Below are 13,195 nucleotides of genomic sequence, written 5' to 3'. Positions count from 1 at the left end.
CAGGACTAGTTTCAATCCAATCTACTCACGAACGCGCTCTTCCCGTCGTCGGTACGATTGAGTAAATCCTCCCGACCCGCACGTTCGATTAGTTCAGTAACGAACTCGATGCTTTTCTCTCGGTGACGACGGCCGTAATACCTGTGAGGGTTGTCTACGTTTAACTCTCGCCGAGAGAGGTTGATGTCAATGGACTCCTTTCGAGTGACAGTTGAGCAACCCCACTGTTCGAGGTAGGAGAAGGAATCTGCATTTCGACGTACTGTGAGCAATCGCTTCGATTCCCGAATGTATTCATTCGCCCAAGAGTGCCACTGTCCTTGGCCGGTACCTGCTGCTGGCGTTTCTATTTCCGGAGCTATAGATTCGAGATACGTTCGGACGACTGAAAGCGCAGTGCGGTGGTTGGCATTCAGAAGTGGGTGACCAAGAATCAAATTCGAGAGAAGATTCCCTGCCACCTCGGGAACAGACTGCCGCCACTGGACGCGCTCAAACTGCGTCAGTATTTCACCAAAATTCGGGCGCTTGTACCATCGGAGTGACTCTCCGCGACTCTCACATCGTTCCTTGACGCCCGTAAATGCGTAGAGAACCGTATCGAGGAGTACCTGTTCTGCATCGGTCATGTCCGCGGCGTAATCGTCCGGTAGTTTTGCAGGGAACAATTCAGCAGTGTAGAGAGAATAAACCCGTTGGTCGAGAGGATGCGTGCGTATCTCAGTTCGTACTTCGCCCTCGTTGGAACTCCTCGATTCGTACTGATTTTTTCTCTTTACCACAGTCGTTCTGTCCGGGTTTACGAACTCCAAGGAGAGAACGGCCTGAGTCGAATCGATATGATACGGTACTGTTTCCATATTTGATAGGTGTTAAATTATTCATTGGAAATATAACTTCCTATCTATAGTCATTTTCGTATGAAGGTAGTAATATAGTCTATTTATGAATTAATTTCTACAGCGATTTTACCACAGACAATACCGGTGTAAAACCCGTCTGCTATGCCTTCTCGCCTGCAAGAATTTCTACATCCAGCCAGTTCTCCTCGGGCGCGAGCGGGCAGGCGAACGTCTCGCTGTACGCGCAGAACGGCGAGTACGCGAGGTTGAAATCGAGGACTATCTCGCCGCCGTCTTCGAGGTCACCCTCGGTCTCGAACTCCATGTACCGGCCGTCGCGGTAGGTCTGCTGGCCGGTCGTCTTGTCGCGGAACGGGACGAACAGGCCGTCGTCGTCCTCCTGCTGGCGGTAGCCCGCGAGTTCGTACGAGTCGGCGTCCTCCCTGTCGCCGAGTTCGAAGCGGAGCGTGGCGACTCGGAGGTATCGCTGTGGCACGCTCTCGCTGACCTCCATCTCCACGGGGTCGGGTCGCTCGTGAACCTCGACGCTCGCGGTGACGCGGTAGTCTGGGTCCGGGTCGAAGTAGTCGAGGCTCTCGAAGTCGTCGCGCTCCGCGGGCGGAATCGGCGACTGGGGGTGGTCGGCGAAAAAGTCGTCCTTCTCGTCGCGGTGGGCGCGGAGTTGCTCGCGCCACTCCTCGGGGTCGAAGCCGTCCTCGGGCGTCGTCTCGGTCATGGACGTGCGTAGTCGTTCGCGCCGGGTAACGCTTCTCATCACTGCTGGTCGGAAACCGAGGCGGGGTTTTTCGACGGCGAAGCGTCCCGCGACGACATGGTTGCGAAGTCGTCGGAGCGAGCGACTGCCGACGCCTATCAAACCGCACGGCCCCGCCCCGCACAGCACCGCGACGGCCTCACGCCTCCCCAACCGATTCGCTTACTCCCTCACTGCGTTCGGTCGTTCGCTCATCCCTCGCGCGGTTGGCGCGGCGCGCAGTCGCGCGCCGCGCCCGCACGCGCCGCGTGGACTGTCCAGCCTCCTCATCCTCCCGCCTGCTCGCACCCATCGAGAACGCGGGCCTTTTCCCGTCGCTCTCCCTACCAAGGGTATGGATAAACGCGAGCAGTTCCTCGCGGGCGAGCGACCCGAGGACGTGGCGCTGTTCCTCTCGGACTCGTTCGTGGAGGGCGACGGCAACGGTCTGGCGAAGCACGGCAAAACGGTCGAGAAGGGCGTCGTGCTGGTGGTCGAGGGCGACCAGGGCCGGAGCGTCTTCAAGACCGCGACCGGCATGGACGCGATGGGGTTCGCCAAGCAGGCGATGGGTACCGAAGGCACAATCGCGCGGGACCTCTCGGGCGGCGACTGCCCTGAGTGCGACGGTGACTCGCAGTTCGTCTTCGCGTTCGCCGAGGAACAGAACGAGGAGGTCGGCGACCTCTACGCCGAGGGCGACGTGATCCACGCCTACTCGTACTGCGACTGCGGGACGGCGTACTCCGAGAAGTGGGTCGCCGACAACGCGGAGTAGGCGTTTTTCTCTCGGACGTTCGATTTATGCGCGACCTGTGAATCGCTGGCCCAAGCCGTTTTGCCGTCCACGACCGCAGAACCCTCATGGACGACTACGAGCGCGTCCCCATCGAGGACTGGAACGCGGTCGCCGACCACCTCCGGGAGTTCGGCGCGGGCGGTGAACTCGCAGAGAGCGACGAGGGCATCGAGGTGACCGTCGGGAGCGCCACCCTTCTCGTCACCAAGGACGGCCGCGTCGCGGCCGGAATGCCGCTCCACGACTTCGAGGACGGTGCCGTCGAAGCGCTCTACTTCGACCACGACGCCGAGACCGTCCGCGTCGAGGGCGGCGATGTCTCCTACGAGTTTCGGAAACCGTAGCTCCGAGAATCGTCCCGACCGCCCGGCGTCGTAAGCGGTTTGACCGCCCGGTCCCTCGGTCACGGCGATGAACGAGTTCGACGGCGACGGCGCGGCGACCGACTCCGAGGCCGCGGACGACCGCGCCCTCGATGTCGTCACAGTCGGGAGCGCGGTCCTCGACCGAATCTACGGCCTGACCAACCTGCCGGAACCCGACGGCGGCGCGTTCGTCCGCGACGAGGCGACCGCGGCGGGCGGGGTCGCGGCGAACGTCGCGGCCGGACTCGCCGAACTGGGCCGCGAGACCGGCGTCGTCTCGCGGGTCGGCGACGACGCGGCGGCCGACCGGATTCTGGCGGACCTCCGCGAGCGAGGCATCGACGCCCGGCGCGTCCAGCGCGGTGCGTCCGACGAGCGCACCACCTACTCGATGATTCTGCGCGACCCCGACGGTGAGCGGATGATAGTCAACGGCGGCGAGGCCGTCCCCAACCTCCGACTCTCCGGCGAGGACCGCGCGTACGTCCGGCGGGCCGACCTCGCGTTCACCAGCGCGTACGCGCCCGACCCGGTGGTCGCCGACCTCGTGGACGCCCGGAAACGCGACGACTGCCCGCCGCTGGTCTTCGACCTCGCGGGACCCCTCTCGGAACTCGAAGAGAGAGCGACGCGGCCCGAAACCCTCGACGCGCTCTTGCCGGTCTGTGACTGCTTCGTCGCCAACGAAGTCTCCGCGCGCTCGTACCTCGGCAAGGACCCCCGCGGCGCTGTCGAGACGCTCCGAGAGCGCGGCGTCCGACGCGCCGCGGTTACCCGCGGAACCGACGGCGCGCTCCTGCTGACGGAAGCGGGCGACATCCTCGAACTCCCGGCGTTCGCGGTCGAGACGGCCGACACGACCGGCGCGGGCGACGCCTTCACCGCGGGTCTGATTCACGGGTGGCTACTCGACAATCGGTCGGCCCGCGAGGCCGGGCGCTTCGCCGCGGCGGCCGCGGCGCTCAACTGCCGCGCCGAGACCGCGAGAGGCGGCCTGCCGACCGAGACGGAAGTCCGGAGATTCCTCGACTCGCGGTAGCGAACCGGGCTACCGGACGCGCTCGACGGCTTCGAGGACCGTCTCCACGCGCTCGACCGAGACCGGATTCGTCGTCTCGCCGCCCTCTTTCAGCGCGGTGCCGACGATGGCTCCGTCCGCGACCGAGAGGATGTCGGCGGCGTTCTCGGCGGTGACGCCGCTGCCGACGAAGACCGGCGCGTCCAGTCCGGCCTCGTCGCGGGCCGAGGCGACCGCGCGGAGGTGGTCGCCGCCGACCTCGTGACCCGTGCCAGCGCCCGAGACGACGATGCCCTCCGCGAGACCGCGTTCGACCGATTCGGCGACGACCTCGGCGTCGATGGGGCGGTCGGCAAGCGCCGCAGAGTGTTTCACATCGAGGTCCGCGAGAATGGCGGCGTCAGCGTCCAGTTGCTCGCGCAGGCGAATCGTCTCGTGGGCCTCGCCCTCGACGATTCCTTGGTCGGTCACGCGCGCGCCGACGTGAACGTTCACGCGGACGAACGCCGCCTCGACTGCGGCGGCGACCGAGAGCGCGGCCTCGGCGTCGTTGCGCAGGACGTTGATTCCCATCGGGAGGTCCACTTCCTCGCGGATGTCGGCGGCGATGCGGGTCATCGACGCGACGACGTGCTTGGGCACGTCGTCGGGATAGAACGGCGCGTCGCCGAAGTTTTCGAGCATTAGCGCGTCCACGCCTCCGGCTTCGAGTCGCTGGGCGTCCCGCAGTGCGGTTTCGCGGACTTCCTCGAACGCTCCGGAGAACTTCGGCGCGCCCGGCAGCGGTGGGAGGTGAACCATGCCGACGATAGGTTTCTCGGCGTCGATGGCGAGGTAGTCGGTCGTCATTCGTCGCTCTCGGCTGACTCGTCGCTCGTGTTGGCGTCGTCGCCCTCGGCCGCCGCCGTTTCGGTCTTCACGTCCCGCGCGACGTTCCAGAACGCCTCAAGAATGACCTGCTTTGCGGTCGCGCCGCGGGTCGTCCAGTGATGGGCGTAGTCGAGCATATCGTCGTAGATTCGCGGCTTACAGCCCGCGGCCTTCGGGTGGCCGCCGCCGTTGACCTGCCGGGCGACCTCGTGAGCGCGCTCGAACTCGTCGGTGCCCCGAATCGACGCGCTTCCGGAGGGTTTGACGACCACGGCGGCGTCGGTGCCCTGCTGGCGCAGCGCCTCGGCGACCTCGTTCTGGGAACACCGGCCGTAGGTCACGCCGACGGTCCACGGGCCGACCTCCTCGATGTCGGCGCGGGCGACCGCCTTCTCGATGAGGGCCTCCTTCTCGACGCGCATCTCGGCGAGGAATTCCTCGATGTCCTCGGGGAGGTCAGCGCCGTGTTGGGCGACCGTCTCGATGTACTCCTCGGGGTCGGACCAGTAGGAGAAGTCCGCCAAGTCGTCGCTGCGCTCGTCGTCCCGAATCCAGAGGTCGTGGTCGCGCGTGACCGCCGCGAGTTCGACGAGGTAGTCGGGGAAGTCGTAGTCGAGCGACCGCACGGCCACGTCGGCGGTACACTCCTCGTCGCTGTCGCCGACGACCAACTCGACACCAGCGTCGCGGACCGCCTCGGCCACGTCGTCGGTCCACTGGTGGTGGTCGAACCACCGGAGTTCGCCCGCCTGCTCGACCAGCGCCTCCAGCGACTCGGCGACCTCGTCGTAGGTGTCGGGACAGAGGTCGCAGACGAAGATTTTCGCGCCGGGTTCGCTGTAGTCGGCGACCCGCTCCAAGGCCTCTTCGAGGTCGTGCGGTCCGGCGGGAATGAGCGCGGCCTCGCCGTAAACTTCGCGGACCAGCGCGGTGCAGGCGAGTCCGTCGGCGTCGGGGTCGGCCACGACCGCGACTTCGGTCCCGGTCAGGGTCGCCTCGGCCTCGGCCTCCTCTTTGGCCTCCTCGACGGAATCGGGGACGAAAAAGCCCTCGCCGGGCAGGATAGATTTTCGCTCTACGGAGAGATTGTCGTCGTCGATGACCCAGTCTTTCATACCCTTCCGTCGGGGAGCGCCGGGGAAGAATCCTCGGTTGTCGGACGGTGGGTCCCGTCGCCCGGCGCGCCACGACGCGTCTCGAAAACGGTCGTCGCCGCGCTACTCCTCGTTTTCGAGTTGCCGGACCGTCAGCACGGGCACCGGACACGACCGGACGACGCGCTCGGCGACGCTTCCGATGAGAAAGCGGTTCTCGCCGTGGCGGCCCCGCGTTCCGGTCGCCACCATGTCGGCGTCCCGCTCGCGGGCGTACTCGGTAATCTCTGCGGCCGGGCGACCCTCGCGGACCGCGGTCGTCAACTCCCGGTCGGCGTGGTCGCGCACGGCGTCGAGCGCGTCCGCGCCCTGGGACTCCAAGGCGTCGCGGAGTTCGTCGCGCAACTCCTCGGGCGAGGACTCGATTTCGCCGGTGTCCACGACGTAGAGGGCGTGGACCGTGGCGTCGAATCGCTCGGCAAGGTCGAGCGCGACGCGGACCGCGCGGGTGACGCTCTCGGACCCGTCCGTGGCGACGACGACGGTGTCAATCATGCCTGCGTCTACTGCCGGACGCCTCTTAAAGTTCGGTGAGTCGTGCCGGGTCGGGAGTACCAAAATACCCCCGTGGTCAGTTTTGCGAGAGCGAGTGAGATGGCTCGTCGGTGGTCGCTACGGCGCGCCTCGTTGATTTTCACCCGCTAAAGCCGGTAGAAAAAGTGGAAAGGTATTTGCCCGCGGACGCACCACTTTCGCGTAATTGTGAGTGACTTACTGTCAATCTCGAATCTGCGGACGCAGTTCAACACCGAACGAGGTGTGGTGAAGGCCGTTGACGACTTCGACCTGAACATCCGGGAGGGAGAGACGGTCGGTCTCGTCGGCGAGTCGGGGTCCGGCAAGAGCGTCAGCGCGCTCTCGCTGATGCAACTCGTGGACAACCCCGGCGAAATCGTGAACGGCGAGGCGGCGTTCCGCCACGAGGAACTGACCGCCGACTTCGCCGAGCGATACCCCTCCGGCGTCGGCGACTTCGTGTTCCCCGACGAGGGGTACATCGACCTGCTCGCCGCGCCCGAGGACCCGATGCGCGAGATTCGGGGCGGCGAAATGAGCATGATTTTCCAAGACCCGATGACCTCGCTCAATCCCGCGCTGACCGTGGGCGAGCAGGTCGCCGAGAGCCTGCGTCTCCACCAGTACGGCGGCCAGAAGAAGGACTCGTGGTGGAATGCGGTCCGGGAAATCGCGCCGAGTCTCGGCGGGAAGGAGATGGACGAGGAACTGCTGGCCGACACCATCGACATGCTCGAAGAGGTTGGCATCCCCGAACCGACCGAGCGCGTCGAGGAGTACCCCCACGAGTTCTCCGGCGGGATGCGCCAGCGCGTCCTCATCGCCATCGCGCTGGCCTGTCAGCCGAAACTGCTCGTGGCCGACGAACCGACGACGGCGCTCGACGTGACGATTCAGGCCCAGATTCTCGACCTGATCAACGACCTGCAGGACGAACTCGGCATGTCGGTCCTCTTTATCACCCACGACCTCGGCGTCGTCGCCGAGACCTGCGACCGCGTGGCCGTGATGTACGCGGGCGACATCGTGGAAGTCGGTCCCGTGGACGAAATCTTCCACAACCCGAGCCACCCCTACACCTACGCCCTGCTCGAATCCATCCCGCAGGAGGACAAACAGCGACTCACGCCCATCGAGGGCAACGTCCCCGACCTCATCGACATGCCCGAGGGGTGTCACTTCGCATCGCGGTGTCCGTGGGCACAACCCGAGTGTACCGAGGGCGAGATTCCGAACCTCCAGCACGGTCCCGAGGACGTGGACCACCGCGCGAAGTGCGTCCTCGAAGAGTTCGACCAGAGCCAGTACGGCGAGGAGTTCGAGAGCGTCACGACCGACGACCACGAAGTCGGCGACCGACTCCTCGAAGTAGACGGGATGAAAAAGCACTTCTCGCGGGCCGACGGCATGCTCGACGAGTGGTTGGGCGACGACACCGAGAGCGTCAAAGCCGTTGACGGCGTGAGCTTCGACATCTACGAGGACGAGACGGTGGGTCTCGTCGGCGAGTCGGGATGCGGGAAGTCCACCGCGGGCCGGACCCTGCTTCACCTCGAAGAGCCGACTGACGGTCGCATCGTGTTCCAAGGAACCGACCTCTCGGAACTGGACCGCGAGGAGTTGCGCGACAAGCGCAAGGACATGCAGATGATTTTCCAAGACCCGCTGTCCAGTCTCGACCCGCGGATGACGGTGGGAAGCATCATCGCTGAGCCGCTGAAGATTCACGACCTGCCCGAGGAGTCGCCGCCGGAGGGGATGTCGCGCAAGCAACAGCGGCGAAACCGCGTCACCGAGCTGATGGAGGAAGTCGGTCTCGAACCGGGCCAGTACGACCGGTACCCCCACGAGATTTCCGGCGGTCAGCGCCAGCGCGTGGGCATCGCCCGCGCACTCGCGGTCGATCCCGACTTCATCGTGGCCGACGAACCCGTCTCCGCGCTGGACGTATCGGTGCAGGCCCAGATTCTGAACCTCTTGGAGGACTTGCAGGAGGAGTTCGGACTCACCTACCTGTTCATCGCACACGACCTGAGCGTCGTCCGGCACATCTCCGACCGCGTGGCCGTGATGTATCTCGGCAAAATCGTGGAGGTGGCCGACACCGACGAGCTGTTCGCCGACCCGAAACACCCCTACACGCAGGCACTGCTGTCGGCGATTCCGGAACCAGACCCGCGAATCGACACCGACGACCGGGTCATCCTCGAAGGCGACGTTCCCTCACCCATCGACCCGCCGTCGGGGTGTAACTTCCGGACGCGGTGTCCCCAGATTATCCCGCCGGAAGACCTCGACGTGGACCAGGACGCCTACCGCGAAATCATGAACTACCGCGAGCGCGTCGAGACCCGCGCCATCGACCTCGACGCGATGTGGGAGGAGGCCGCAGCGAGCGAGAGCGCACAGACCGAAACCGCGACCGCCGCGGACGGTGGACGCCCCGACGCCTCGCCCGCCGCGTTCAAGGCCGTCCTCTGGGACCGACTGTTCGACGCGGAACCCTCGGGGCGACCCCGCGAACTCGTTGCGGAGTCGTTCGACCACCTCGCGTCGGGCGACTGGGAGGCCGCCGAGTCGCTGCTGATTCAGAACTTCAGGAGTGTCTGCGAGATGGAGGACCCGGTCCTGCAGGACGACGCCCATCCTGCGGCGTGCTACCTCTACGAACAACCGCAGTGAGCGTTCACTCGGGTCAGACCTGTTGAAGAGATGCCCAAATTATGAGCAGTCCAAGTAATATGACGAACGCACCGACGCCCCTCACCAACCAATCTGCGACGGAATTCGGTGCGGGTTCGCCGAGACTGTAGATTATAAGGAATAGTTGTGCGATCTGCGTTGACAAATATATCATCCCTGATCCGAGCACGAGAAATACCACCCCTGCAACGAGACCATTTAAGTACACCATAGTTACGTTACTATTGCAGTATGAAAAATCCTTTCGACGCTGTTTCTGACTACTCGTCGAGGAGGGTTACCTCAATCGGGGCTGTGTAGATTTTCTCGTCCGGTCTAACGCCTTCGAGTCGATGAGGTGAGAACCCGAATTTACCGGGGGTCTTCTTGACCTCGCTCGCACGGTAGACGTTGATTCCACGCTCCTTTCGCTCAGCCGTCGTCATCTTCGAGATGGCGTTTGGTGACGATTCCGGTGCAGTAATTTCGATGCTGTAGTCATTCACCAATTCGGTATGTGCTGCGACGTGGTCTTCGATATCGATAGTGATACTATCGTCGGGCTTGAGTTGCACGTCGACCTTGTCCCAGTAATGGGTTTCTGAGAGTTCATTGGGATTCACCCAATCATAGTCGACTCGCCACTCACCAGTATTGTCACCCACTTTGCTTAGATTCGTCCCAAAGTTGTCGAGTACCTTCCCAGCACCGTAGACATCACCCGCAAGTGGGACGAGACCGGCGAGGTAATCGAGTCCGTCTTTTGTGGTGTCCTCGGCAAGGTTCCAGTACGTGTAGTCTTTCTCGTGATCGACATCGTAGCCTCCGTAGTGACTACTGTCTTTCTCTGCGTCAACCTCATTCAGGTCACTGTACTTGTTCGATGGCCACTCACACTTGAAGTAAGATGAACGAATTTCTCTGACCCACTGCCAGTTTCCATTGTAGTCTTTGAAGTGGCTCGTAACATCTGATTCGACTTCGACGGGGATGAACCAGTGCTCATAGGAATTTAATGAGTCTGCTTGGTAAACGTTCGTGTAGGACGTGAGGTGTCCTTCGAACCGGTCGACGTTGTAGTCGTCGTGTTCTGGGTGGTTCCAAGCAATGGCAGTCTGCGCAGCAGCGGAAGTTGAAAGCGTTCCACCGGCCACAGAAGCTGCCGCGCTGGCTTTGATGAAGTCTCGTCGGTTCAGGTTCTTCCGACTCGCGTCGTTGTCTGACATCTTTGACACCGACAGAACCATATCGTGGATACATATTCTACTTAATTACTGTCTTGGGAACGAAAATCAATGTCCGGGGGAAGACAGTATCTGTCCACTATATCTATAATTATAATTTTGATAAGGCTTAATTATAATCGGCTCCAAAGTGTTAGATAACTATGGCTTCAAGCGAGAAAGATGCGCTGGTGCACGCTTTGGAGCATCATGAATTGACTTCCGCCCTCCAGAGAGGACCGCAGTACAAGAGTTGTCTCGCTCAGGAACTGGATGTGTCCTCCAAAACGGTCTATCGACGGGCACACAAGTTAATCGAATCAGGATTAGTTAAACGATGTCAAAACGGGTATCGGTTGTCGAACCTCGGTCAGTTGTACTGCAATCTCATTAGTGAACTCTGGAACATCTCTGGAAATATTTCCGAAATCAAGCCACTTCTCCGAGACGCTTCACTCCAAAAGTACCCACCCTATTGGTTCTTTGCAGAGATACGAACAGTGTGCGCGACCGAAGAAACGCCTTTGCGCCCAATTGAAGAACTCGAAGCTGTATTCAAGAATGCGGAGAAACTTCATGGCCTTTTACCTGTCGTTGCCTCTCGTTTCGTGAAACTCCTTCGTCGGCGAGTCGAAGCGAGTGAACTGTCCCTCGAACTAATCGTTAAATCGGCCGCTATTGATAAACTCCGACAACGAGACGACGAGGGAGATGGAATGTTGATGAGAGACGCACAACTCTGGCAGATAGAGAGCGTTCCGTACGGATTAATCATAGTTATAGAACCCAAACCTTCCGTCTTTCTCGTAATGCACAACGAGAACGGAATGGTGACCGGAATAATAGAAAATCAGAACCCAGTTGCTACCACTTGGGCGCTCCAGAAGTTCGATCAGTACCTCACCGATGCAACATCCGCTAACTGGCAGTTACCCGCATAACTAAAGTTGGTTTGTTTGAGGCTAGCATCGATTTTCCAAGACAAGGCGCATTCGGCGTCTCGTCTCTTCTACGGAGAGTCGAACCTGACGTGGACAACCAAAGACTTCGTTTTTGGGCAACACCCGAGCCGTCACGTCTTCGGCCCGCCGTGGCGGTGACATTTCAGTACTCGGCCGGAAAACCGTACCGTAATTAATAGTTTCGTATACATAATATGGTTGAGCTAAATTAAACCGCCTCTAATCCGCTCCCGTAGTCTTATATTCTGAATGATTGATTGGTAGCAGTGGATGACTTCAAACGACACATCCGTTTCGAGACGGAGCGTGCTGAAGGCGGCCGGTGGGGCGGCGGCGTCGGTCTCGGTGGCGGGCTACGTCGATACCGGCAGTGCCGAGGAGGTACAGCAACAAGGGGGCACGGTCACGTACGCTCGGGGGAACGATTCGGGGACGCTCGACCCGCACAACACCACGAGCGGCGAGGACGTGAAAGTCATCAACCAGATGTACGACACCCTCATCGACTTCGAACCCAACCAGACGAGTCTTCAGGCGGGTCTCGCCACCGAGTTCTCGCTGGAGGAGACGACGGCGAACTTGCAACTGCGCGAGGGGGTTCAGTTCCACAACGGCGAGGAGTTGACCGCCGACGACTTCGTGGCAACCGTCGAGCGGTTCACGAATCCGGACTCGGAACTGTATCCGGGGCAGGACTACATCTCGGCGTACGGACCGTTCACGCTGGGTAACTGGGTCGAGAGCATCGAGACCGGCGGCAACTACAGCATCACCATCCAACTCAATCAGCAGTACGCGCCGTTCCTGCGGAATTTGGCCATGTTCGCGTCGAGCGTCCTCTCCCGACAGGCCATCGAGGAGTTAGGGACCGACCTCAGCCAGCAACCGGTCGGCACCGGCGCGTTCACGTTCCAGAACTGGGACCAAGGCAATCAGCGGATTCGTCTCAGCGCGAACGGCGACTACTGGGGAGAGGGACCGTACGTCGATGAGGTCGTGTTCACCGCTGTCGGCCAGAACACCACCCGCGCTCAGACGCTCATCTCCGGCGGAGCCGACATCATCGACGGACTGGGCGCGCAGTCGTCACAGATAGTCAGCAACGCGGACAACGCCGAGTTGATCGAGACACAAGGTATCAACATCGGCTACATGGCGTTCAATCAGGCCCGGTTCGAGCCGTTCCGTGACAGACGGGTTCGACAGGCCATCAGCTACGCCGTGGACACGCAGGCCATCGTCGAGAACATCTTCCGGGGTATCGCGGTGCAGGCGAGCCAACCCATCCCCGAGCAGGTGTTGGGCTACAACGACGAACTGGAACCGTATCCCCACGACCCCGAGCAGGCCCGGAGCCTGCTCGAGGAGGCGGGCTACGGCGACGGCTTCGATTTCGAACTGGCCACGTTCCAGAACCCGCGGACCTACAACCCCTCGCCGGTTCAGGCAGCCCAGACGGTCAAGTCGAACTTGGGCGAGGTCGGCATCACGGTCACCATCAACCAGATGCCGTTCAATCCGTTCCTCGACTACACCGCACAGGGCCAACACGACGCCACGTTCCTCGGGTGGATGACCGACAACGCCGACCCCGACAACTTCTACTTCACCCTGTTGCATCCCGGCGTCTCGGTCGAGGAGGTGCCCGAGGGACAGGACTGGGTGAGTTTCGACACGGAGGGATACAACACGACCAACCGCGCGGCGTGGGCCAACACCGAGTTCATGGAAATCGTCGAGGAGGCCCAGAGCACGCTGGGCGAGCAACAGCGGGCGGAACTCTATCGGCAGGCCGGGCAAATCGCACACGACGAGGCTCCGTGGGTGTTCATCGACCACGCACAGGAACTGCGCGGCGTCGCCGACCGAGTGCAGGAGTTCCAGATCGCCCCGATTAGCGGTCCGCTACTGAATCGCGTCCGAGTGCAGGGCTGACTGCGCTCCCCCCGATTCGGCTATTGACGGCTCTATACGGTGTCGTTGTTCTATTTTTACACCCCTATAGGTCCG

12 protein-coding genes are annotated in these 13,195 nt (G+C 61.8%); 6 read left to right on the top strand and 6 right to left on the bottom strand.

The genetic code is table 11. The annotated features are described in order from the left end of the window. Positions 1-11: 11 nt before the first annotated feature. Complete coding sequence (locus EP007_RS08610) at positions 12-860, bottom strand: hypothetical protein (protein ID WP_128477264.1); 849 nt, start codon at positions 858-860, stop codon at positions 12-14. Between the two features lie 142 nt (positions 861-1,002). Continuing rightward, the gene (locus tag EP007_RS08605) at positions 1,003-1,578 is read right to left on the bottom strand and encodes a DUF1684 domain-containing protein (RefSeq protein ID WP_128477263.1); all 576 of its coding nucleotides are present in this window, start codon (positions 1,576-1,578) and stop codon (positions 1,003-1,005) included. Positions 1,579-1,951: 373 nt separating this feature from the next. Between EP007_RS08605 and EP007_RS08600 the strand changes: the two genes are divergently transcribed. From EP007_RS08600 to EP007_RS08590, 3 genes are all read left to right on the top strand, one after another. Further along, positions 1,952-2,374: a DUF5807 family protein gene (locus EP007_RS08600; RefSeq protein ID WP_128477262.1), complete on the top strand. Its 423-nt coding sequence runs from the start codon at positions 1,952-1,954 to the stop codon at positions 2,372-2,374. Positions 2,375-2,460: 86 nt separating this feature from the next. Further along, a complete protein-coding gene (locus EP007_RS08595) occupies positions 2,461-2,739 on the top strand; it encodes a hypothetical protein (RefSeq protein ID WP_128477261.1) in 279 nt (92 codons plus the stop codon). Positions 2,740-2,806: 67 nt separating this feature from the next. After that, positions 2,807-3,799, top strand: a complete 993-nt coding sequence (locus tag EP007_RS08590) for a carbohydrate kinase family protein (protein ID WP_128477260.1) — start codon at positions 2,807-2,809, stop codon at positions 3,797-3,799. Positions 3,800-3,808: 9 nt separating this feature from the next. Here the strand turns inward: EP007_RS08590 and EP007_RS08585 are convergent, their stop codons facing one another. The 3 genes from EP007_RS08585 to EP007_RS08575 form a co-directional block, all read right to left on the bottom strand. Next, positions 3,809-4,627, bottom strand: coding sequence for a BtpA/SgcQ family protein (locus EP007_RS08585; RefSeq protein ID WP_128477259.1), 819 nt, complete (start codon positions 4,625-4,627; stop codon positions 3,809-3,811). Further along, complete coding sequence (locus EP007_RS08580) at positions 4,624-5,763, bottom strand: DHH family phosphoesterase (protein WP_128477258.1); 1,140 nt, start codon at positions 5,761-5,763, stop codon at positions 4,624-4,626. The genes EP007_RS08585 and EP007_RS08580 overlap by 4 nt, the downstream gene beginning before the upstream one ends. Positions 5,764-5,865: 102 nt before the next feature. Beyond that, positions 5,866-6,297: a universal stress protein gene (locus EP007_RS08575; RefSeq protein WP_128477257.1), complete on the bottom strand. Its 432-nt coding sequence runs from the start codon at positions 6,295-6,297 to the stop codon at positions 5,866-5,868. 207 nt (positions 6,298-6,504) lie between these two features. On the opposite strand from EP007_RS08575, the gene EP007_RS08570 reads away from it, so the two are divergent. After that, the gene (locus EP007_RS08570) at positions 6,505-9,000 is read left to right on the top strand and encodes an ABC transporter ATP-binding protein (protein ID WP_128477256.1); all 2,496 of its coding nucleotides are present in this window, start codon (positions 6,505-6,507) and stop codon (positions 8,998-9,000) included. 281 nt (positions 9,001-9,281) lie between these two features. On the opposite strand, the gene EP007_RS08565 is transcribed toward EP007_RS08570, so the two are convergent. Next, positions 9,282-10,226, bottom strand: coding sequence for a twin-arginine translocation signal domain-containing protein (locus tag EP007_RS08565; protein ID WP_166035497.1), 945 nt, complete (start codon positions 10,224-10,226; stop codon positions 9,282-9,284). 161 nt (positions 10,227-10,387) lie between these two features. Here EP007_RS08565 and EP007_RS08560 point away from each other — a divergent pair, with 161 nt between their 5' ends. Both EP007_RS08560 and EP007_RS08555 read left to right on the top strand, forming a co-directional pair. After that, positions 10,388-11,164: a helix-turn-helix transcriptional regulator gene (locus EP007_RS08560; RefSeq protein ID WP_128477254.1), complete on the top strand. Its 777-nt coding sequence runs from the start codon at positions 10,388-10,390 to the stop codon at positions 11,162-11,164. Positions 11,165-11,455: 291 nt separating this feature from the next. Next, complete coding sequence (locus tag EP007_RS08555; RefSeq protein ID WP_128477253.1) at positions 11,456-13,120, top strand: ABC transporter substrate-binding protein; 1,665 nt, start codon at positions 11,456-11,458, stop codon at positions 13,118-13,120. Positions 13,121-13,195: the final 75 nt, after the last annotated feature.

Source organism: Halorussus pelagicus (genome assembly GCF_004087835.1).
In the GTDB taxonomy this organism is placed as follows: domain Archaea; phylum Halobacteriota; class Halobacteria; order Halobacteriales; family Haladaptataceae; genus Halorussus; species Halorussus pelagicus.
The sequence above is the reverse complement of the archived record's forward strand: the minus strand, read 5'-3'. Positions and strand labels throughout refer to the sequence as shown.

What these genes read in the sequence shown, in the direction of transcription:
- EP007_RS08590 (WP_128477260.1), top strand. Translation starts at nt 2,807, where the DNA reads ATGAACGAGTTCGACGGCGACGGCGCGGCGACCGACTCCGAGGCCGCG.
- EP007_RS08600 (WP_128477262.1), top strand. Translation starts at nt 1,952, where the DNA reads ATGGATAAACGCGAGCAGTTCCTCGCGGGCGAGCGACCCGAGGACGTG.
- EP007_RS08580 (WP_128477258.1), bottom strand. Translation starts at nt 5,763, where the DNA reads ATGAAAGACTGGGTCATCGACGACGACAATCTCTCCGTAGAGCGAAAA.
- EP007_RS08565 (WP_166035497.1), bottom strand. Translation starts at nt 10,226, where the DNA reads ATGTCAGACAACGACGCGAGTCGGAAGAACCTGAACCGACGAGACTTC.
- EP007_RS08605 (WP_128477263.1), bottom strand. Translation starts at nt 1,578, where the DNA reads ATGACCGAGACGACGCCCGAGGACGGCTTCGACCCCGAGGAGTGGCGC.
- EP007_RS08555 (WP_128477253.1), top strand. Translation starts at nt 11,456, where the DNA reads ATGACTTCAAACGACACATCCGTTTCGAGACGGAGCGTGCTGAAGGCG.
- EP007_RS08610 (WP_128477264.1), bottom strand. Translation starts at nt 860, where the DNA reads ATGGAAACAGTACCGTATCATATCGATTCGACTCAGGCCGTTCTCTCC.
- EP007_RS08560 (WP_128477254.1), top strand. Translation starts at nt 10,388, where the DNA reads ATGGCTTCAAGCGAGAAAGATGCGCTGGTGCACGCTTTGGAGCATCAT.
- EP007_RS08595 (WP_128477261.1), top strand. Translation starts at nt 2,461, where the DNA reads ATGGACGACTACGAGCGCGTCCCCATCGAGGACTGGAACGCGGTCGCC.
- EP007_RS08585 (WP_128477259.1), bottom strand. Translation starts at nt 4,627, where the DNA reads ATGACGACCGACTACCTCGCCATCGACGCCGAGAAACCTATCGTCGGC.
- EP007_RS08575 (WP_128477257.1), bottom strand. Translation starts at nt 6,297, where the DNA reads ATGATTGACACCGTCGTCGTCGCCACGGACGGGTCCGAGAGCGTCACC.